The sequence below is a fragment of the Candidatus Planktophila dulcis genome, from assembly GCF_002288225.1.
Lineage (GTDB): Bacteria > Actinomycetota > Actinomycetes > Nanopelagicales > Nanopelagicaceae > Planktophila > Planktophila dulcis.
Genome location: NZ_CP016777.1, coordinates 42,487 through 63,445 on the forward strand (window position 1 = coordinate 42,487; position 20,959 = coordinate 63,445).

A 20,959-nucleotide genomic window follows, 5' to 3' on the forward strand; every position below is an offset into this window, starting at 1 on the left:
AAGGTGAAATCACCGTGATATTGTTCTTGGATGAATAGTATAGGAATTAAACCTTTATGAACCCTTCAAATTCCTTAATAGCACGATTTGCTCAGAGATTGAAGAACGGGATTCCTTTTCGGAGTGACAAAACAATTGTTCTGTCGAAAAATTATGATGATCCACTTATTGCTGAGTATGTGACTCGAAAGACGATGGATGGTCTAAGGAATACAAACTCATTAGACTTCAATTCACAGAACTATCGCTATTTTGCCCTGTTCGCATTCCTTTCTGATCATTCTGGGCTAAGGGTACTCGATTTTGGAGGCGGAGCGGGGCAACATTTTTATTCTCTCGAGAAATACTTCTTAAATAGAATTTCAAATTGGACTGTTGTAGAGACTAAATCAATGGTGATAGCGGCGAGTAAAGTAGCTGCTAACACCCGCCTTAGGTTTGAAGAATCGATTTCTTCAATTATTGATCAAGAATTTGACTTCGTATTAGCAAGCTCGTCTATCCAATACTCAAAGAACCCAATTAAAACCTTGGAGGAATTGATAAATGTTAATGCTAGGTATATGTTTATAACCAGAATGCCCGTGTGGGATAACCCAACAACTACAGTAATTCAAAAATCTCGTTTATCAAGCAATGGACCAGGACGCCAACTGTATGAATTTGAAGACGGCGTAGTTGAATATCAACTTACTATTCTAAACAGAGAGATATTTGAGCGCTACTTCGAAGAGAGATTTGAACAGATATTCTGCTCCCTTGAATCTGAGGGTGTGCATAAAATCGAGGGAAGAGTAGTTAGTCAATATGGCTATCTTTTCCGAAATAAGGAATTAGCTTAAAGCGTGAACCATTCTATGTGATTTTTAGTGTACGCTTGAGTGTATTCTTTAATACCCACATGAAATCTTGGCTGATTCTAAATTGGTGGGAGCGCAATCTCAATTTCGTTGAGGTAGCAAGAAGCTGAGAAACATATGGCTTGTAGATTTCTTTGAGAGGTAGAATTTTGATTTGGTAGCCTGCTGCAGGGACATAAATTCCCGCGAAACCTCGTAGGAATCGAAATTCCAACCCATGAAAATGAAAAAAATACACTTTATTTAGTCCAATACATATAGCCTCATCTTTTGAGTGGATTTGGTAGTTGTTTAAATTCCAAGGGGCGAGCCCGATTCCAGGATTCTCAAATATGTGCAACGAAGAATACTTCGTTGGCCACTCATTCAAATATGTTTGATCACCGCATCTACCGTTCGACATATCTACATCACACCGAAGAAGAACTTGCTCTCTCCAGACTCCCACGCAAGTATTGAATTCGGTTCCAGATCTCCCAATTACAACTCCGACGTTAAAGCGCCCCGATTTTGGAAGCCATTCGATGCGGTCTGGAGAAAATTTGTGCTCATGGATCGCGAAGTTTTTGGAATCTGGAATTTCCGACAACATCTCAAATACATCAGCTACGAAAAAACAGTCTGCGTCAACGTAACCCACGAAGTCATAGTCTTTTTCTGAGTTTAGGCAAAAATAGAGTAGGCAAGCTGCACTCGTCCAACAAATCTCACGCCAAGGACGCTTTCCAGTGAGCGACCTCAGCTCCTTATCGTCAAAATCTTCAAATGAAATAACCGAAATATTCGCTTTAGATAATTTCCTCAGTTCAATACTTACCGTGGAGTCAAGAGCGAGAATCGTCCAATGAATTTGCCCTGAAGAATTTTGTTCAACACTATTGATGAGTGTCAATCCCTGAGCAAGAAAATTCGAATCGAAAAGGGTGCACAGATGAATTGCCGGAATTCGGGTGGTCTTTTCCATGGATTCCTTAAACGGTAATTGACATATAGAAGCATAGTATAGATGCCCTTTAGCCTTCTAATTCCATTAGAATAAGTTTATGAGTCTTGCACCAATCGCAATATTTGCGTTTAATCGACCCGATGCCCTGGCCAGACTTCTGGATTCATTAAAAAGGAATCCAGAGGCCGGTCAATCGAGAATTTACATTTTTATTGATGGTGCGAGAAGTCCAATTGAGCAAATGAGAGTCTTGAATGTTGAGAGAGTCGCACGTGATTTTCGAACAAGTGGTCATGTGGAAGTGATTAAGCGGACATCCAATTTAGGATTGGCGAAATCAATTATCTCTGGAATAGATAGAGTCTTCGAAGAGTTCGACTCATTGATAGTCCTCGAGGATGACCTAGTTGTTGCAGAAAACTTCCTGCGCTTCTGTAATGTTGGACTAGATCGTTATGCCGACGTTTTGAATGTAGCGAGCATTCAAGGATTTACCCATGAACTTGGGTATCGCAAACATGATGTTTACTTCATGATGGGAGCGGATTGTTGGGGTTGGGCAACTTGGAAGAATCGCTGGCAAGAATTTGAACCGGACGGAAGTAAGCTACTGAAAAATCTTAGAGGCTCAAAAAGAGAAGCTGAGTTTGATTTAAAGGGTTCCTATCCATATACAAAAATGCTTGAACGGCAAGCTTTGGGTCTCGTCGACTCCTGGGCTATTCGTTGGCATGCTTCGATGTTTTTACAGAACCGATTGTCGCTATATCCGTCACAGACTCTAGTCGAAAACTATGGACAAGATGGCTCAGGTACCCACATCGGTTCGGACGACTTCGTCCCACGAGAACTAACTTCTTTTCAACCAAAACTGGAAGACATTCCAGTAACGGAAAGTGCAGAGGTACGTCGTAAAATTCGAAAAGCATTAAGAGAGAAATATGGAACATACTCATTTTTTTACCCAAAGAAGTACTCTAATTTTCTCAGACGAAAAATAAGCGATGCGGTTAGATAATAGAATTCTGGTTTGCGGTTTGGCAAGAGATGTCGAGCATTCCATCTCATCTGAAATTCTGAGAATGTGCCGATCGTTAAAAGGGTTCCGCGAAGTTCACTTCTATGTCGTTGAGTCAGACTCGAAAGATAGAACTAGGGAAAAACTCGAAAAATTGAGAAATTCTACAGTCAACTTTAGATACATTTCATTAGGGAATCTCGCCACGGCAATCCCAAATCGTATTGAAAGAATTCGATACTGTAGGAACAAGTACGTAGAGTATATTCGAGAAAATTCCGAGAAATTTGATTATGTAGTGGTTGCAGATTTGGATGGAATAAATACTGGAATTTCTAGACAAGCTTTCGAATCCTCATTTACTTCTGTACTTGAGTGGGACATGTGTGCCGCAAATCAAACTGGTGGTTACTATGACATTTATGCACTTAGAGCCAAAGGGTGGTGTGAATCTGATTATTTGAGAGAATTAGAAGTCAAAAGTCAGGGTCTGAATAATCGACAACTTTTCCACTTTAGGACGGCCCTAATTTATGATCGAATGAAAAAAATTAATCGACAATCGCCTTGGATAGCAGTCGAATCGGCATTCGGAGGGATAGCGGTGTATAAAAGTAAGCTATTCCTTGAAGCAGATTACAGTGCCCTAGATGAGAGTGCCCTAAGACAGTGCGAACATGTTGACTTTAACCTTAAGCTAAAGAATATGGGCTATAAACTATTTATAAACCCGGCACTAATCAATTCCCATTGGAACACATATAACATCAATCGATTCACGGTAGTCAGGAGAATAAGAGGGCTGAGGCGAAAAATCTCCGAGAAACTTTCTTAAATGTAAAGTACGTGGACAATTAGCAATGTAGGATGAAACAGTGTTTATAGAGTTGAGCCTGCCATGAGTAGATCTTCCGTACTGATTACTGGCGGAGCAGGTTTCATTGGTTCTGAATTTGTGCGACAGTGCGTTGAGTCGGAGACTTATTCAGATATTTACGTCATCGATAGCTTAACGTATGCAGCAGATTTAAATAGAATTCAGGACGCCCTAGATGGTTCAAAAATTGAATTCATTCAATGTGATATTTCTGATATTGAGAAATACCAGAATGTGTTAAAGAGTGTGAATCACATCGCACATTTTGCAGCAGAATCTCATGTGGATAGAAGCAATGAAAATGGAATGCCATTTCTACAATCTAATGTTATCGGGACGTATGCTCTCCTCGAGGCGGCAAGATTTCATTCACAGATCAGGACTCTGTTAGTTTCAACCGACGAAGTTTATGGATCTATTGACGAGGGCCTATTTTCGGAGATTAGTCCTTTGAATCCCTCTTCTGCCTACTCCGCAAGCAAGGCATCATCGGACTTCTTTGGCCTTGCTATGAATCACACTTTCAATCAGGACATTGTTATTACTAGAGGCTGTAACACATACGGTCCTTTTCAGCATGCTGAAAAATTGATTCCACTTTGTATTTCCAAACTCTTACAAGGGACCAATGCACCTCTTTATGGTGACGGTAACAATATTCGCGAATGGATTCATGTTTCGGATCATGCGCGTGCCATACAAAGTGTAATTCTCAATGGAACAGCTGGGGAAATCTATAACATTGGTTCAGGCTTTAGGTTGTCGAACAGAGAGGTACTTTCACATATTTTGACTGAGCTGAAATTGGATTGGGGTAGAGTTGATTTTGTGGCCGATCGACCTGGTCACGATAAACGTTATGCGCTCGATTTTTCGAAAATTAAAAAGGAAACTCAGTGGGAAGCCCAGATAGATTTCCTGAATGGAATAAAGACCACAGTCGATTGGTATCGTCGAAATCACGTGAACCCATGAAAGCAATACTTCTAGCAGGTGGAACTGGAACCAGAATCTGGCCATTAAGCGCCGCGGTAAACAAACACCTTCTCCCGGTCTACGACAAGCCAATGATTTACTACCCATTGACCACTCTTATGTTGGCTGGAGCAAGCGAAATTCTCGTTATAACTGCGCGTGAAGCAAAGGAAGCAATAGAAAAACTTCTTGGAAACGGAAGTAAATGGGGGCTATCTATCACGTATGCAATCCAGGAAAGGCCGGGAGGAATTCCTGAGGCGTTCATACTAGCTCCAGAGTATTTTAGAGATAACTCGGTGATTCTTATGCTCGGTGATAATTTGCTATATGGCATGGGGCTTGGAGAATCACTAAATCAGAACTCGAAACTTGTAGGTGGAAAAATCTTCGCATACAAGGTATCAAATCCCGAGGAGTATGGGGTAGTGGTTCTGGGGCCTAACGGACAGCCTACACGCATCGTTGAAAAACCAGATTCGCCAATTTCCAATCTGGCTATTCCTGGGCTTTACTTTTTTGATTCAAGTGTTTACGACCGTGTTCAAAGCATTCAACCAAGCAGGCGCGGGGAACTCGAAATTGTAGACATCTTGAATTCCTATTTGGAAGATCAATTACTTCAAGTGCAAGTTCTTGAGAGAGGCACCGCTTGGCTAGATACTGGCAACCCAAAATCACTCCTAGCCGCGGGGGAGTTTGTTAAAGTAATCGAGGACAGACAAGGTTTAAAAATTGGCTGCCCAGAAGAAGTAGCCCTAAGAACCGGGTTCATTTCGATTGACACTTTAGAAAAGAATTTGAGAGAAATTCCAGATGGAGAATATAAGAATTACCTTAAACAACTTCTGTTATAGAGGTGGTTCAGCAATTAGATAATCTTCTTGATCATATGGATGACTTGCTAGCACGCCCATTATCGAATTATTTGAATTGAATCTAATTTCACACCAATTGTATGGTGGGACAATAAGGAGTTGGTCTGGCTTCAAAACGTGGGTCTCGACTCCACTGAGGTTTTTGATTACAATCTCTTGACTTCCTAAACAAGAGAAAAAAGCCTGCCAGCACTCCTTGTGTGCATGTCTCCCACGAAATAAATCTGGACCAGTTACAGAAATTGCAAAGTATCTGTTTACTTGAAATGGAATCTCTGTAAACTCTATAGCCTTAAGTTTACCTCTTGCATCTTCTCTTACTAGAAAATTCAACAAGAATGGAGACTCCGCATCCTGATACTCCAATTCAGCCACCATTCCGCCTAAAGAAGTCATTGAGACCCTCTTCCACATGGCTGATCTCAGCTTCGGACAACTCCGGGAATAATGGTACAGACACAACTTGATCACAATGAATCGAAGTGCGAGGCAATCTAACCTGTTTACTCGACTTGAGTCCTGGCTGATCATAATCCGGGAACGGATAATGAATAGCTACCCCGATATTACGCACCCCCATGTGCTTTATGAACTCTTCTCTTCTGGCAACCTTTAGAACAGCTAAATGCGGGACAAAATCATCTGCCTTATGTCCAAGAATTTGGACTCCGAAATCCTCACAGAGAAGTGAATATCGATTCCAGATGCGTTTACGAATTTCATTTCTAGATTTCAAAGTTGCCAGCTGGTCAAGTAGCACTAAAGATTGAATTTCATCATTTCTATGATTTCCGCCACCGGCCACAGTGGAGGAATATCTTTCTGTCCAGCCATATTCACGAAGCTGCCGAACACGATAGCTTAGAATTTGAGAATTAGTGCCAACAGCACCTGAATCTCCAATGCCACCCAAATTTTTTGTAGGATAGAAACTGAATGCTGCAATATCTCCCAGTGAACCAACGTGCATGGAACTAAATGTAGATCCGACGGCCTGTGCACAATCTTCAATTACTTTGAGGTGATTTCGGGAAGCAATTTCAATCAAGGTATTCATATCGCACACTTGGCCGTATAGGTGGGTAACAATTATTGCTGATGCACCTTCGAGACTTTGCTCCAAATTGATTAAGTCTATTAATCCAAAATCATCAACGTCAACGTACCTCACTTGAAACCCTGCATTTCTTGCAGCAATGGCCGCGTAACCTCCAGCGTTTGCCGTCGTAAGAATTATCGAATTTACGGGAAGTTCAAGGGCCTTGATAGAGAGTTCCAGCGCAGAAGTTCCAGAAGCAACCGTGGTACAGAAATTTACCCCTACAAATTTAGCAAATTCAGTCTCGAAGCCTTCTGTATATTTGGAGTTAAAGTACGGTCCATTAACGATTAATTCGTTAACTGAACTCAACAATTTACTTCCATGCGCAAATCTTCGTGAAAGATCATTGATTGGAACGCTTGATGAAGAAATTGCCATGTTGGAATATTACTTCAATAATAGTGAATATGAGGCGGCTTATCGAGAATTTTCTCAAGCTGTGATTCCATTTGCCAGGGTAGCAATGAAACCAGATTCTCCCCTGAGTTCATTCGGAAAACTGTAACCCACTCAGAGATTTTGCTAGGCGTACCTACGAAGCATAAAACACGTACGAGAAAATAGATAGTTTCTTGAGGAGTTAAGTCTGTTGGGATGAATTTTCCAGCTGGGAAATGTTCACCTAATTTCGACACTGCAATTTCCACGGAATCAGAACAAACAAATACTGGTGCATTTTTGTCTGAAATCAAATCTTTGGCTAATTCAAGCCCACGTGCCAGGACTTCCACCTCTAAGGGCTTTTTACTTTCTAAGTGGAGCAAATCTCCCAACCTAAAATGTATGGCCATTTCAGAAAGACCCGAATCCCTTGGGTGAGTAGCAATTCCCTTGAATAATTCAGCACTTATCATTGAACTCACATCTTCTGATATTGTTCGATTAGAATAATGGCCGCGGAGCGAAACTACCCAAGGTTTTAATTTTGTAAACTCCTTGTTTGTATTAGCTACAGCGACTAACCCAAATAATCTGCACGGAATTCTCAAAATTCCAAAGCAGAGTCGGCTCAAGTAAATTCGACACCTGGCTGGAAATGATTCTTTTGAGTTGTTTATGTAGTCCTGAACATAAACTTTTCTTATTCCCGCCGTATAGGAATCAATCTCTGGCTCCCTTTGAGTCACACCGCCGTTGTGAAATACGAGCACAATTTCTCTTCGAGGGTACCTCCGCTGGAGAGAGATCAGAAGTGCCCATGCGTAGAGTTGAGAGCCTAATCCTCCCCAAATATGCACACGAATTGCGGGGTAAGATAATCGCATAATGGGAGATATTATCCCAATTTGGGAGAACTGAGGACGCAATTGTTGGCTATATATGTGTCAACGCTAGATCCAAACTACTCCCGTTCAGGAGCGATTTTTGCCTCTGATCCTGGGGCGAAAGTTTTTATCAAGTTCCCTTCAGAAAGATTGAAGCAAGTACGAAAAATTCTCGAACTTAAAAGAAAACACAATCCAAATGATGCTTGTATTGTACTTATGTCCCCCAACCACATTCTGGTCCCATTCTTTCGAGTACTAAGTCGCTTTCAGGTTATCCTCGACGCGGGATGGCCACTGTCTGACTCAACCCAAAATATCACCAAGCGTGGTCTAAAACCGAAGCAAATCCTCAATAGACTAATTGACAAGGTCAGCTTTACGTTAGCAAATCAAGTGGTACTGGAATCCAAAAACCAGATTGCCTCTGTTGAGGAAAGATTTGAAATTTCAGGAGCTAAGCTTTTTTGGATTTTTACTGGTTTCAATGAGCTTGAATTTAGCAAAGCGAAAGAAAACCCCGAGATACCGGCAGAATGCAGGTATGAATATGACAAGGGTAAACAATTTGTTTTCTTTCGCGGAAAAAGCAATTCTGAATCAGGTTTGGATTTAGTTCTCTCGGCTGCGAGATTACTAAAAAATGACGTCAACTTCGTGTTAGCAACAAATACCACAATTGTGCCGGGCTCCCCGAATGTTATTGTAATAAACAGATTTGTTTCAATAGAGGAATTAGTTTGGTTGTATACACATAGCACTCTTGTTTTGGGGCAAATATCAAACATGGAAAGGCTTAATAGAACACTTCCTCACAAGCTTTTCGAAGCGGCGTACTTTTCCAAATGCTATGTTTCCCCCCCAAGTCCAGCGCTATTCGAGCTTCTTAATGAGGATTCCTTCATTTCGGTGTCGACAATCACCCCTGTAGGGCTCTCTGAAAGCATCAAAAAAGGATTATTAGACGAAGAATTGAGATCTCAGTGCGAAAAGAATATCAATCAAAATTACCTCGAAAATGCCTCGCAACTATTTTTAGGAGCACGAATGCGAGAAATAATCGAAACTAAGAAGTAATGTCGTTATAAATTTTTAAAATTTTGAGCGACATTTCACGGGGATTAAAAAGGGAAATTCGAAGTGCCTGCTGGGCTAACACTTTTTCTCGATATTCCCTATCCGAGAGGGCCAAAATTTTCTTTGCAAAATCTTCAGCAATCGAAGTTTGTGCTAAACCCAAATGATTTGTCCCCAAAACCTCAGGGATAGCTGAATTATTTGAAGCTACTATGGGGCATTTAGCAACAATAGCCTCAATCAAAACAAGTCCGAAACCCTCATAAAGACTTGTAAGAACAAAAACATTCATAATTGCGAGGTACTCGTTGATTTCTGAAGTTCGGCCTACCCAGATTATGCGATTTGAAACACCAAGATTAAACGCTTTATTTGCAAGAAACTCTTTGTCTGGACCTCCACCAACTATGACTAATCTTGCATGAGGTAAATCTTTACAAATATAGGCAAATGCCTGCAAAAGAGTTGAAAGATCCTTTTGAGGAGATAACCTTGCAATCGTTCCGACGACAAAGTCGGATTTTGAAAGTTTCATGTCTTCCCTCAATTGTTCAACTCTTAAAAAATCAGTAGGTGCGCAATCAGGAATGCCATAAAGCACCACGTCTAGCTTAAAATGTCGTGAAATTTCACCGGAGCTAACAAGATAATTTTGTACAGCGTCAGAGATTGCTATGCCCTGTATCGCTCGAAAAGATACAAATCGAGAGAGAGTTTTAGATAGAAGTCTTGGAGCTCCTGGGAAAAATGGCTCTGTGTTATGACGAGAAAACACGAAATAGCGTGGTCCCGATAGTGCGACTAAGAGCTCAGCCCGAGGCAAGTGGGCATGGACCAATGACTTCTTGTATACCGAATTCCGAAGTGCTACAACCTGCGCGAATATGGACCTGTTCATGATTTGTAAATCAACTCGAGCGCCGGCAGTCAAAAACTCTTCCAACAATTCAGGATTTCCCTTTAAAGGAATCACCGTCACAGTCAAACCTAACGAAACTTGTTCACGGACTAGAATCAATAATTGGTTTTCAGCCCCCCCACGTTCAATCGTGGTTATTACATGAACAACCTCATTCACTGCTTCAGCTCGCCTGAAAAGTATTCGATTGTTCTTCCTAGGCCTTCGTCGAGCTCAACTTCTGGTCGCCAATTTAGAAGGGAGATGGCCTTGCTTATGTCGGGGCGTCGCTGCCTTGGGTCGTCTTCAGGCAGAGGCAAGAAATCAATTTTACTATTTGATTTAGTCATCTGAATAACCTTGTTGGCCAACTCGAGCATTGTAAACTCATTAGGATTCCCAAGATTTATCGGTGTGTCTGGAGAATACGGAAGATTCATCATTTTCAAAATACCTCGCACTAAATCATCAACAAAACAAAATGATCTTGTTTGCGACCCGTCACCATAGATTGTTATGTCCTGATCCGTGAGTGCTTGGACTATAAAATTGCTGACAACTCGGCCATCAGCTATGGCCATGTTGGGGCCGTAAGTGTTAAAAATTCGAATTACACGGGTATCGATACCGTATTGACGTTTATAGTCGAAACAAAGGGTCTCAGATGCTCGTTTACCTTCGTCGTAGCATGATCTGATTCCGATTGGATTTACATTCCCCCAATACTCCTCAGGCTGTGGAGAAATATCGGGATCGCCATAAACCTCGCTTGTTGATGCTTGGAGAAGAGGGATATCACGAGCCTTTGAGAGATGAAGTAAATTTATCATCCCCAAAAAATTGGTTTCTATTGTTCTGACTGGGTCTGATTGGTAGTGAATCGGTGAGGCAGGGCAAGCAAAATTGAGGATTTGATCAACTTCTACAGTGATTGGGTCTCTAACATCGTGCTCCATAAATTCAAATTTGTCATTTTCAACAAATGGACCCATATTCTTGATTCTGCCCGTGGACAGATTATCAATCGCTACCACAGAGTGGCCCTCCGAAAGGAGTCGGGCGGTTAAGTGGGAACCTAAAAATCCTGCTGCCCCGGTGAGCAATATCCTCATCTGCTTATCATAACGGATTGGTTCGTCAATTTTGGGGCTAATTGAAGAAGTTTGCGATAGCTCTTGTCCAATTTTCCAAACTATGATTTTGTTCAGCAATCTCACGACGACTCTTTGCGATTTTGGCAATTTCGACTTTATCCTGATTTAAAAAAGATTGACACTCTTGAAGAAGTGAAGGGTTTTGTTTCCCAGACCACGATCCAAAAATCCTTATATATTCTGGGTTAACCGTTATAACTGGAATCGTGAGAAAAGTGGCTTCAATCAGAGTCTTATCAAGTGAACCTCTATAAGCATGAATGAAGGCTGAATGTTTTTCCATTTCACTCGAGATATCCGCCCGTAAAATTGATGGTAAGAACGAGACCCAGTCCAGCTCTCTGAACTCTTCGCGAATTAGGAACGCCTGCTTTTCATAAATATCTGTCGAAGGAGCACCAATTTGAGTGAAGATTATTTCTTGTCCAGATTCTCTCAAAACTTCACAAGTTTTGAGAATTTCTCTTATGTTCTTGCTCGGATCAAACCGTCCAAAATGTAAAAATCTTACTTTCTTTAAATCTGCGTCTAAATGGATTGGCAAAAATTTTGAGGAATCCACACCTTGACCTACTGGATGTACTTTGAAATCACTTATCGGGCAGGAACCAGAAGTCGAAGTAATAATTCCAGACGTCAACAAATGACACCATTTGAGAAAAATTGAATTTGATAGATGCGCGTACCAAAGATAGTGTCGAATTCGGAATAATCTTGTAAGTGGGGCAATTAGCGCAGATTGCACTTCGGTCATGTGCGAAAAGATTTGAGTATTTTTCTTCATTAACAACGGAATGACCTTAATGTAAAACTGACCAATATTTCGACATCTATGACCTGGCATCCATTCGGTGCTTATTACTCGAATATTTGAACTAGGCCGATAAGTTCCGATTTTTCCGGTGACCACCGTGATTTCTTCAAAGTAAAAAGCAAGTGATTCTACGGCTTGTGCTTGGTGGGCGAATATTGGACTGGAATCATCCATGACGTAATTAAAAATCAATAGCTTGTGCTTCAAATTGAACCAATCCACTCGACAAGACACCATTTTAACTCGGAATTCTCACTTATGGGTAGACTAGAATCGTGCGATATTTGGTAACGGGTGCAGCGGGCTTTATAGGGTCGCACCTAACTCGAAACCTCCTGTTATCAGGGGCAGAAGTTGTTGCTGTTGATAATTTTTCAGATTACTACTCCCTAGATCTAAAAAGGGCGAGAGAGTCTAATTTGATTTCTCCACTGGGCCTGAATATTTCAAGAATTGATCTAGCCGATGGAGAACAAGTCACCAAATTGTTGAATTCATACGTTTTTGATTCTGTAATTCATTTAGCGGCCCAACCCGGAGTAAGAGTCCCTTTAAGCCAGCACCAGAGGTATATATCAAGTAATCTCACGGCATACGCTAATTTGCTAACTAAGGTCCGAGAAAATTCAATTCCGAATTTTCTCTATGCCTCTTCATCAAGCGTATACGGAAACAGTAACGACCAGTTGTTTTCTGAGCAAGGTTCAATTACTGACCCATTAAGTTTCTATGGTGCAACTAAATTGACAAATGAAGTGCTGGCAAGATCCGGTCGACATGAATCGCCTACCAGGACGCGTGGCCTTCGATTCTTTACTGTATATGGACCGTGGGGAAGACCAGATATGGCCTATTTCCGAATTATTGCCAGCCTACTAAATGGGTTTGAGTTTCCCCAATACGGCAACGGGAGTGTCTTGAGAGACTTCACTTTTGTAGATGATGCAATAAACGCAGTCGTGAAATTGAATGTGCAACTGTCATCGGAAGAAGAAGGTCACTCTGACGTTGTGAACATTGGCGGCGGTCACCCCTATTCGCTGATGGACATGATTGAGACCCTACAAAATTTAGTAGCAAAAAAGGTAAAAACAAATTTAAGTCCCACTAATCCGAATGATGTGATTAGGACTTGTGCGGATTCACAACTTTTGAAATCACTGGTAGGAACTTCACCCGCAACTTCGCTAGAAGAAGGACTGAGCGAGGTAGTGAAATGGGCGCAGCGTCAAGATGTTCAATCAAAACTCACCGCATGGTGTGAGTCCGTTTCCTAATTTGCTGTCCAGCTCTCACAGATTCTTTTCATTGATTCGCGATCGATTGCCTCCTGGATTTTTCGTCCCTCGATGCACTGGGCGGGCGACCTATCTCCTGTTAGTAAATTTGTGATCATGCCGTTGGCTTCGAAGACCGTGTCGTAAAGGTAAATGCCGGATTGAAAGCTTTCCATGACTATTTGGGTTCCTTCATTTCTTCGCGCTACTACGATTGCTCCGGAAAGAAGCGCCTCTCGGATTGCAAGCCCATACCCTTCCTTTACTGCCGCACTAATCACAACGTCCACATCAGATAATCTATTTAACAGCTCGAGATGTGAGAGTGAACCTTCCAAAGTGATCTTTTCAGGGTGCTCGGACTTATATTTCCAGACTCGAACAATCTTTTCTAATGGACCGGAACCAAGAAAGTAAACTGTAGAAATCCTGGAGCTTCCTAGAAGACTATCAAGAATTTCAAGAATTTCAGTAACATTTCTTTCCATATGGAGCCGGCCAATCACTCCAATATTAATCGATTGAAAATCACGAGTGTGGAATATTGGGTAAACAGAAAATGGAATCGGTGCAATAAAAATTATTTTCGGGTCAACTCGAAATGAACTAATCATTTCATGCTTAACTTCAGGAGAAACCACGCGAACGCTCTGTACCGAAGGAAGCGAAAGTCTCAACAGCGCAATTCGCAAGAATGATTTTGCAAATGAAATGGGATCGCGCCTATGGCCAAAAAATGATCCATGAATCGAAATTTGAATAGGAATCTCAAGATTGCTAATGGACCTCGCTCGAAAACAAGACAACAGTCCTAATGATGTATCACCTGCAATAAATACATTGGGCTGTATTTGGAGCGTATCAAGAATTGCCATGCTTCGTTTCGCGAAAGATTGGAAATTAAGAGTCGGACTTGAAACACGAATCACCCGCAAGTGGGGGTAGCTGGAGCTCACGTTACCGGGTAAATCCGCAGAGTGAAGACCAACAAGTAGAGTGAGTTTGAATTCTGAGTCATCGATTTGGTTGGAAATGTTTGAAGCGTAGAGATTCATTCTCTCCAGAAAGTCAGATGGCCTTGTTGCAATCTTGGATAGGCGCGGATGAAACATCACAGGCATTGGAGAAAGAGATTTCTTCATTTGATACACAAATCCATGATCTTCCTATAATTAATTTCTAAGTTAAAACTCCTTTCAACTGAAAGTCTTGCAGCAACTCTCATTTCTTTACTATTTTCGTCTTTATATAATCCAATTCTCATTGCTTGGTTTAAATTGATCCCAGACTTTACGCCGCAAAGTAAGCCGGTCAAATTGTGTGTGATCACCTGTTCACTTCCAGTACTTTCATTGGCGATTGTGAGGAGTCCATTGGCTTGTGCTTCAATCAGTGCATAAGAAGTCGCCTCAAAATTACTATTTAACACAAACGTTGAACAATCTTTCAAATACTGTGGTACATCTTCGGGTGGAATCTCACCAACAAAAGTGACGTTCGCGTTTAATGAATCCGACAATTTTTGGAGAGAATCCCGTTCGGGACCGTCACCAATTACCAATAACTTCACGCCTAATTCCGAAACGTTTATTATTATTTCATCAACACCCTTCCAAGGCACTAATCGGCACACAGTCACAAAATCAAACTTCTTTTCTTCACTCGAGAAATCTGGTTTCGTAGGAAGAAAAACAGAATTATTTATCAGAACTATTCGAGATTTCTGTACACCCCAAGATTTACAAAGTTCTCCGAGATGCTCGGATGGCACGATTACCCATTCCGCTTTGCGCAGGGAAAAAGCGAAAAAATATCTCAAAATTTTATAGCTTAGCCCAAGTGGTTCATTTTGAAAATTGTCGATGTTCTTTGTAGTTTTGCCTAGATTTCGTGCTCGCTCCCACACTATGTCACCAGGAACCTTTGCCACGTATTTGAAATTCATTAGGTGGCGGGCAATTGCAACTTCCCAGAAACTCCCATTAACTAAGATTGAATTATTCGACTTCGCAGATTTAAGAATACACCAAGTCATTTGAAGAAATCGCTTTAAAATTGAATTCTCATTCGAAAGCAAAAAAATTTCAGCACAAGAATTCAATTTTGCAAATATCGGCAATCTCGAATATGCGAATACCTCAATGCATTGATCTTGCCTTGTAGCAAACTCGGAAAAAGTTTGCGCAAATTTTGCTGGGCCACCAGTCTCGGGAGCGTATATTCCTGAGAAAAGAGAGATTTTCCGTTTCATTATTCCAACTTACTACAAAAGCACCAAATCTAGCTTTAAGTTGGCTATTCTATGTATATGGATTCTAGATTCCAGCCCCTATCAAACTTGATGATTATAAAAAGATCAGCAAACGTTTTAACCCGAAGCGAGAGAATAAAAGTTCTAATTGTTGTTGCGATTCAAATATTCCTAAGTCTACTTGATTTGCTTGGCGTTGCACTTGTAGGCGTTCTGGGGTCGCTAGCAATTTCGGGGGTTGGTTCTCGCAAGCCGGGAAATAGAGTTTGGTCATTCTTGGAGTACTTGGGAATTCAAGACCTAACTTTGCAACGACAAGCTTTGATTTTGGGAATTATGGCTGCAAGCGTACTTGTGATAAAAACTGCTTGCTCAATGTTTCTTTTGCGAAAGGTAACTTTTTTTCTTAGCCGTCGAGGTGCTTTAGTATCTGCACGATTGCTGTCCAAACTACTATCACAGCCAATTTCCAGCCTTCAAAACCGTTCAATGCAACAAACGCTCTACTTAGTCAATACAGGCGTCGACTCCATTACCATGGGGATTCTCAATTCTGCCACCCAAATGACTTCCGATGCATCGCTTCTACTAATATTGCTGGCAGGACTTTTTTTGGTAGATCCAATAATTGCCCTGAGTACTCTTTTGGTTTTTGTAGGTGTAGCTTGGGTGCTCTATCGTTTACTAGAAGTCAAATCGAAGCAACTAGGAATTTCAGAAGCGTCACTGAGTATTGCAAATAACGAAAAAACTTTAGAAGTCTTGAATTCCTATCGAGAAATTATTGTAAGAAATAGAAGAAGCTTTTATGCACGTGAGATTGGAAAAATTCGAATGCTTGCAGCCGACAATGCTGCAAGTCGTAATTTCATGCCCAACATAAGTAAATATGTAATTGAACTTACCCTCGTTCTTGGTTCGCTTAGCATCTCGGCCATACAATTCATCCTTAATGATGCTGCACACGCAGTGGCGGTTTTGTCAGTCTTTATGGCTGCAAGCACCAGAATTGCACCTGCAGTTTTGCGAATGCAGCAAGCAGCATTGAATATTAAGGCACGAATGGGATCCGCAGAGCCAGCATTGGCTCTTATTGAGGAACTGGAGTCAATCCATCCGGTTGAAAAAGTTGATGACTCAATCCAATACACTCATCGAGGATTTGTACCAAAACTGACCCTCGAAAAAGTTTCATTTTCTTATCCAAATTCTAAATTAGCGGCGATTTCCGAAATTACACTAGATATTCAACCGGGAAGAATGGTTGCAATAGTTGGTCCATCTGGATCTGGAAAGACAACTCTCGTCGACTTAATGCTTGGAATACTCGAACCTAGCTCAGGGACTATTGGATTAAGTAGCCAGAAGCCTCTTCAAGCGATTTCACAGTGGCCTGGAGCAATCGGGTATGTTCCGCAAGATGTAATGATCTCGAATGGAACAATCGCAGAGAATATTGGGATGGGTTTTCCAACGCATGCCATAACTGACGAAGCGATATTGCAAGCCATTAAAGTCTCCCAGCTAAGTGATTACTTAGATTCTTTGCCTCGAGGCATTAATACCAAAGTGGGTGACAAAGGGAATTTAATGAGTGGTGGTCAAAGGCAGAGATTAGGAATTGCCAGAGCCATGCTCACAGTTCCAAAGTTGCTAATACTTGATGAAGCTACTAGCTCGCTAGATGGAGAAACTGAGTCCAATGTGACGAGCGCTCTCCTCTCATTAAAGGGAGAAGTCACGGTCATTCTTATTGCACACAGATTATCGACCATTCGGGAAGCGGACGATGTTGTATATATGGAGAATGGAAGTATTGTCGCAAAGGGAACTTTTGATGAAGTAAGAAATAGTGTCCCAAATTTCGAGAAGCAGGCTGCATTGATGGGACTTTAGAACCGTGTGAAGGTCGACATTTCTCTGGATTCCGACAACCTTTAGGTGATCTGCCAAGCAATACACGCTCTCGAGCGCCCTGTCGGAGTACTCCCAAGAGAGATTAGCTTCCTGTAAGTATGAAATGTCCGTTTTGTCCACTTCCCACTACAAACTAGACTGGAATTCGTAGTAGGGGATAGAGGCAGCGACGGCTGGCTCTGTAGGACATAACCGGTTAATGAAGGATCAATACAGTGGCACTTAGCGTATGGACAGTTGCTGAACTGGGGGCTTTTTACACTGAGCACCGTTCAGAGCTACTCGCGCATGCCAATCGCGTATTGAAGGATTCAGCTAAAGCTGAAGAAATCACCCAAGACTCACTTATTAAGTTCATGCTTGCTGCCCCTGAGCTTGAATCACAAGAACACGCACTCTCTTATTTGCACCGCACCATTGAAAACCTCTGCATCGACTACTTCCGCATTGAAGGGCGCCGTCCAAACCTTGTTGTTCTAGATGATGCCCAAGCTGAAGTTGAGGCTGCATGGCAGGTAAATGGTGATCACTCAGAAGTTCTTACTCAGGCTGAAGACGCAGCGATAATTCGCCAGGCTTTGGCTCTACTTTCTCCTGCCGAGCGCGCTGCGCTCGTTATGTGGGAGATGGAGGGTCGCTCAACAGAAGAAATCGCAGCTGAGCTTGGAATCAAAGAATCTGCAGTGCGCCACACTGTTTCGCGCGCTCGCACATCCCTTCGCCGCGTACTTTCAGAGCTTGTTATCGATCAAGAGCGTGGCCTTACAGCCCTCGACATGCTTTCAACTACCTACAAGAAGGCATCCGAGCTTGCAGCTAAGTCTTCGAAAGTTGCATTGTCCTTACTATTAGTAGTCACAGCATTCCTTGGCTTTAACTCAATGACAGGACGCGAAGGCGTACTTCCAACAGTTAACTCAAATGACTCAACAGGCGCAGTTGCTGGATCTGCTTCAACAGATTCACCGTCACCTGCTCCATCTATCTCGATGCCAGCTAAGAAGTCATCAACCATGGTTTCTGGCGTATACGTCAAGAGCGCAAAGGCCTACTGGCCTGGCCTTGATAACGAGGGCGTCCCAACAGGATTCACCGTCGCAGGTGAAAATGGTCCAATCGGAAAGATACGCGTAAACCGCAATACTCCGATTGCGACCGAAGAAGGCACAATTTTGGCCACCCAGGCCATCACATCTGGGGGTGGACCAAACGTGATGATCGATCAGACCATCACAGTCGATGGCAACGGCACAAAGTATGAGGTTAGTTACGTTGCGCTTGGAATGAAGGGCTCTTGGGCGGTAGCTAACGCTGACGCCACGAGCGTGGATTTTGAGCGTATGTCCAATGGCCAGTACCTTATGACCGTTACAATTTCCCTACTCTCTACCCCAACTTCAGAGTTCGTAATCCCCGTGGGCGACCGCGGCTACGACCTTGTTGGCACACCTAAGACGATCACGTCTCGTCTCTTGCTCAATGCGAGCAAGACCCAAATTTTAGCTCAGGCGGTATTAGTACCCGGAGCATAATTAAATAAGTTTCTTCACCGCGTCCGGATACACGGTGGAGAATTTGATTCATCAGCACGTGCGATGAATCGAGAGGAGTTAGGAAACTAATTCCAAGCCGACCTACGGAAATTCCGTAGATCGACTATCGAAAGGAAACAAATGTCTACAAAGACAACATTCAAGCGCATCGCGCTTGTAGCTGTTGCTGCGTTGGGCCTCGGAGTTCTCTCTGTTGCGCCATCATCAGCGACTGCGACTGCTGTTACGGTAACAGGTGCCAACGGTACCTCTACTCTTTCAGCTGATGCGGCAAATATCTCAGATTCAACAACAGCAGCGACTGTTACAGTTTCTGGTCTTCTTGATGCTGCAGTTCGCGCGGATACAATCACTGTTTACTTCCTGCAGAAGTCAGTTCCTTCAGGAGCTACAGGCACTGTCTACTCATACCTTATGGATACAACAACCCCAAACGGTAAGACTCTCGTAGATACAAACGCTGCAGTTGCAGCGGTACATCTACCTAACCCAGGCCAGAAGTACCTGAGTGCATTTGACACCAAGTCAGCAGCTGTACCAATTGGTGGAGCTACTGCTTTCCGCCTTATTGCTGATACAGCAGGATACGTTGGAGCTAAGTTTGCCGTTCAGCTTGACTCAGCTACATCTCGTATTGCTGGCACATACACATACACAGCTGTAATCAAGTCATATTCAGCTCTTGTTGCTGCCCCAGTAACAACCACACAGGATGTAAGCATTGTAGTTGCAGCTTCTGATGCAACTGTTGCGCTTACAGGTGCAACTGCTATTGATGCAGGACGTACCCGTGCGTGGATGAACGCTGGATCAACTTACACAACTGCTAACGATTCAGCGGTGTCTGTGGTCTCAACTGCAGCTGCAACTGATCACGCAGCGATTCGTGTGACAACATTTACGGCAGCTGGAGATGCAGCCCCTGAATCAGTAACTGTAACTCTTACAGGTGCCGGCGTTATCTGTCAGAGCACTGTCTGCGGAAAGAGCATTAAGGTTATTGGAACTGGTGGTTCTACAGACTTTACTGTTCGCGCAGATGGAACAGCTGGAACAGGTTCAATCGTTGTTGCTACAACTTCAAAGACATTCCCAGCTAAGACTGTGAACTTCTTTGCGAAGGCTGCAAGCACATTTGCTGCTCCTTCAGTAGCGCGTCCAGTTATCGACACAACAGCTACAAATGATGTTGTTCGCGTAACAGCAGCTGATGCAGCAGGAAACCCTTGGACTGGTGCGGCATACATCTATGCAACATCAGCAGCTTCTGCACTTATTGCAGGATCTGAGACACCAGTTGCATGTACTTTCGATGCAGCCGACAATCGCCACGAGTGCCCAGTAACAGGTAAGGCTTCAGGAACAGCATCATTCAAGATTATCGATGCTTCAACAGTCGCACTTGCTACAGCTACTTCAGCTGAAGTTTCAGTTCGTGTTTCAGTTGCAACTGCAGGTTCTGTAAGCCTTGCATTCGATAAGTCTTCATATGTTCCTGGAGAGCGTGCGATTATTCGTGCGACTGTCTTGGATACAGCGGGACTTGCAATGCCAGAGACAACTCTTGCAAACCTCTTCGCTACAGGCGCTATCTCGTCAAACATGGGTCTCACAGCAGTGAGCTCAAACGTTTTGACAAGCGTTTCTGGAACAGTCAAGGGCGCAAATAGCTCATCAGATGTAAACAACCTCGCAACAGCGGGAACTGTTACATACATCGTGACTATGCCACAGACAACTGGAACAGTTACTCTCACAGCTAAGGGCGGCACAAGCCTTGCTCTTGCTGGTCAGGTAACAGTTACAGCTTCAGCAGAAGTTACAAATCCTTCAGCAGATGCAGCTACAGATGCAGCTAACGAAGCTACAGATGCAGCTAACGCAGCTACAGATGCAGCACTTGCAGCAGCAGATGCAGCAGATGCAGCAACAGCTGCAGCTCAGGATGCATCAGATGCAGTTGCAGCACTTTCAGCAACTGTTGCTAAGTTGGTCGCAAGCCTCAAGGCTCAGATCACATCATTGACTAACCTAGTCATCAAGATCCAGAAGAAGGTCAAGGCTTAAGTAGCCCCTTTAACTGAAAAGATCAGAACC

The 20,959-nt window shown here is 42.7% G+C and carries 19 protein-coding genes; 10 read left to right on the forward strand and 9 right to left on the reverse strand.

What is annotated here, in order from left to right:
- Positions 1 to 56: 56 nt before the first annotated feature.
- Positions 57 to 842 (forward strand): methyltransferase, TIGR04325 family, encoded by a 786-nt coding sequence (locus tag A1sIIA65_RS00195; protein WP_095675609.1) that lies wholly within the window; start codon positions 57 to 59, stop codon positions 840 to 842.
- Positions 843 to 855: 13 nt separating this feature from the next.
- Here the strand turns inward: A1sIIA65_RS00195 and A1sIIA65_RS00200 are convergent, their stop codons facing one another.
- Positions 856 to 1,824, reverse strand: coding sequence for a glycosyltransferase family protein (locus tag A1sIIA65_RS00200; RefSeq protein WP_095675610.1), 969 nt, complete (start codon positions 1,822 to 1,824; stop codon positions 856 to 858).
- A gap of 79 nt (positions 1,825 to 1,903) precedes the next feature.
- Between A1sIIA65_RS00200 and A1sIIA65_RS00205 the strand changes: the two genes are divergently transcribed.
- The 4 genes from A1sIIA65_RS00205 to A1sIIA65_RS00220 all read left to right on the forward strand — a co-directional run bounded on the left by A1sIIA65_RS00205 (position 1,904) and on the right by A1sIIA65_RS00220 (position 5,533).
- Positions 1,904 to 2,824 carry a glycosyltransferase gene (locus A1sIIA65_RS00205; RefSeq protein ID WP_095675611.1) on the forward strand — a complete coding sequence of 307 codons (921 nt, stop codon included), beginning with the start codon at positions 1,904 to 1,906 and terminating at the stop codon, positions 2,822 to 2,824.
- A 19-nt stretch (positions 2,825 to 2,843) separates the two neighbouring features.
- On the forward strand, positions 2,844 to 3,659 hold the full coding sequence (locus A1sIIA65_RS00210; protein ID WP_190277121.1) for a hypothetical protein: 816 nt from the start codon (positions 2,844 to 2,846) through the stop codon (positions 3,657 to 3,659).
- A 63-nt stretch (positions 3,660 to 3,722) separates the two neighbouring features.
- Positions 3,723 to 4,676 (forward strand): dTDP-glucose 4,6-dehydratase, encoded by a 954-nt coding sequence (gene rfbB / locus A1sIIA65_RS00215; protein WP_095675613.1) that lies wholly within the window; start codon positions 3,723 to 3,725, stop codon positions 4,674 to 4,676.
- A complete protein-coding gene (locus tag A1sIIA65_RS00220; RefSeq protein ID WP_095675614.1) occupies positions 4,673 to 5,533 on the forward strand; it encodes a sugar nucleotidyltransferase in 861 nt (286 codons plus the stop codon). The genes rfbB and A1sIIA65_RS00220 overlap by 4 nt, the downstream gene beginning before the upstream one ends.
- On the opposite strand, the gene A1sIIA65_RS00225 is transcribed toward A1sIIA65_RS00220, so the two are convergent.
- Genes A1sIIA65_RS00225 through A1sIIA65_RS00235 form a run of 3 tightly spaced genes read right to left on the reverse strand, consistent with a single transcriptional unit; the run spans position 5,528 to position 7,807 of the window.
- Positions 5,528 to 5,950 (reverse strand): sugar 3,4-ketoisomerase, encoded by a 423-nt coding sequence (locus A1sIIA65_RS00225; protein WP_190277122.1) that lies wholly within the window; start codon positions 5,948 to 5,950, stop codon positions 5,528 to 5,530. The genes A1sIIA65_RS00220 and A1sIIA65_RS00225 overlap by 6 nt on opposite strands.
- Positions 5,922 to 7,034, reverse strand: a complete 1,113-nt coding sequence (locus tag A1sIIA65_RS00230) for a DegT/DnrJ/EryC1/StrS family aminotransferase (RefSeq protein WP_095675616.1) — start codon at positions 7,032 to 7,034, stop codon at positions 5,922 to 5,924. The genes A1sIIA65_RS00225 and A1sIIA65_RS00230 overlap by 29 nt, the downstream gene beginning before the upstream one ends.
- 14 nt (positions 7,035 to 7,048) lie before the next feature.
- Positions 7,049 to 7,807, reverse strand: coding sequence for a hypothetical protein (locus tag A1sIIA65_RS00235; RefSeq protein WP_095675617.1), 759 nt, complete (start codon positions 7,805 to 7,807; stop codon positions 7,049 to 7,051).
- A gap of 171 nt (positions 7,808 to 7,978) precedes the next feature.
- On the opposite strand from A1sIIA65_RS00235, the gene A1sIIA65_RS00240 reads away from it, so the two are divergent.
- A complete protein-coding gene (locus tag A1sIIA65_RS00240) occupies positions 7,979 to 8,998 on the forward strand; it encodes a hypothetical protein (protein WP_095675618.1) in 1,020 nt (339 codons plus the stop codon).
- Here the strand turns inward: A1sIIA65_RS00240 and A1sIIA65_RS00245 are convergent.
- The 3 genes from A1sIIA65_RS00245 to A1sIIA65_RS00255 are packed head-to-tail and all read right to left on the reverse strand — an operon-like array spanning position 8,988 to position 12,038.
- Positions 8,988 to 10,076: a glycosyltransferase family 4 protein gene (locus tag A1sIIA65_RS00245; protein ID WP_095675619.1), complete on the reverse strand. Its 1,089-nt coding sequence runs from the start codon at positions 10,074 to 10,076 to the stop codon at positions 8,988 to 8,990. The two genes, A1sIIA65_RS00240 and A1sIIA65_RS00245, sit on opposite strands and share 11 nt — an antisense overlap.
- Complete coding sequence (locus A1sIIA65_RS00250; RefSeq protein WP_095676802.1) at positions 10,073 to 11,008, reverse strand: UDP-glucuronic acid decarboxylase family protein; 936 nt, start codon at positions 11,006 to 11,008, stop codon at positions 10,073 to 10,075. Before A1sIIA65_RS00250 ends, A1sIIA65_RS00245 begins: the two co-directional genes overlap by 4 nt.
- Positions 11,009 to 11,045: 37 nt before the next feature.
- Positions 11,046 to 12,038 carry a glycosyltransferase family protein gene (locus A1sIIA65_RS00255; RefSeq protein ID WP_190277123.1) on the reverse strand — a complete coding sequence of 331 codons (993 nt, stop codon included), beginning with the start codon at positions 12,036 to 12,038 and terminating at the stop codon, positions 11,046 to 11,048.
- A 101-nt stretch (positions 12,039 to 12,139) separates the two neighbouring features.
- Here A1sIIA65_RS00255 and A1sIIA65_RS00260 point away from each other — a divergent pair, with 101 nt between their 5' ends.
- A complete protein-coding gene (locus A1sIIA65_RS00260) occupies positions 12,140 to 13,141 on the forward strand; it encodes an NAD-dependent epimerase/dehydratase family protein (protein ID WP_190277124.1) in 1,002 nt (333 codons plus the stop codon).
- On the opposite strand, the gene A1sIIA65_RS00265 is transcribed toward A1sIIA65_RS00260, so the two are convergent.
- Together A1sIIA65_RS00265 and A1sIIA65_RS00270 are read right to left on the reverse strand one after the other, a co-directional pair.
- Positions 13,138 to 14,283 carry a glycosyltransferase gene (locus A1sIIA65_RS00265; protein ID WP_095675622.1) on the reverse strand — a complete coding sequence of 382 codons (1,146 nt, stop codon included), beginning with the start codon at positions 14,281 to 14,283 and terminating at the stop codon, positions 13,138 to 13,140. The two genes, A1sIIA65_RS00260 and A1sIIA65_RS00265, sit on opposite strands and share 4 nt — an antisense overlap.
- Positions 14,280 to 15,392, reverse strand: a complete 1,113-nt coding sequence (locus A1sIIA65_RS00270; RefSeq protein WP_095675623.1) for a glycosyltransferase family 4 protein — start codon at positions 15,390 to 15,392, stop codon at positions 14,280 to 14,282. The genes A1sIIA65_RS00265 and A1sIIA65_RS00270 overlap by 4 nt, the downstream gene beginning before the upstream one ends.
- A 57-nt stretch (positions 15,393 to 15,449) precedes the next feature.
- Between A1sIIA65_RS00270 and A1sIIA65_RS00275 the strand changes: the two genes are divergently transcribed.
- From A1sIIA65_RS00275 to A1sIIA65_RS00285, 3 genes are all read left to right on the forward strand, one after another.
- Positions 15,450 to 17,288 carry an ABC transporter ATP-binding protein gene (locus A1sIIA65_RS00275; RefSeq protein WP_190277125.1) on the forward strand — a complete coding sequence of 613 codons (1,839 nt, stop codon included), beginning with the start codon at positions 15,450 to 15,452 and terminating at the stop codon, positions 17,286 to 17,288.
- 236 nt (positions 17,289 to 17,524) lie between these two features.
- Complete coding sequence (locus A1sIIA65_RS00280) at positions 17,525 to 18,841, forward strand: RNA polymerase sigma factor (RefSeq protein ID WP_095675625.1); 1,317 nt, start codon at positions 17,525 to 17,527, stop codon at positions 18,839 to 18,841.
- A gap of 141 nt (positions 18,842 to 18,982) precedes the next feature.
- On the forward strand, positions 18,983 to 20,929 hold the full coding sequence (locus A1sIIA65_RS00285) for a hypothetical protein (RefSeq protein ID WP_095675626.1): 1,947 nt from the start codon (positions 18,983 to 18,985) through the stop codon (positions 20,927 to 20,929).
- The last annotated feature ends 30 nt before the right edge of the window (positions 20,930 to 20,959 follow it).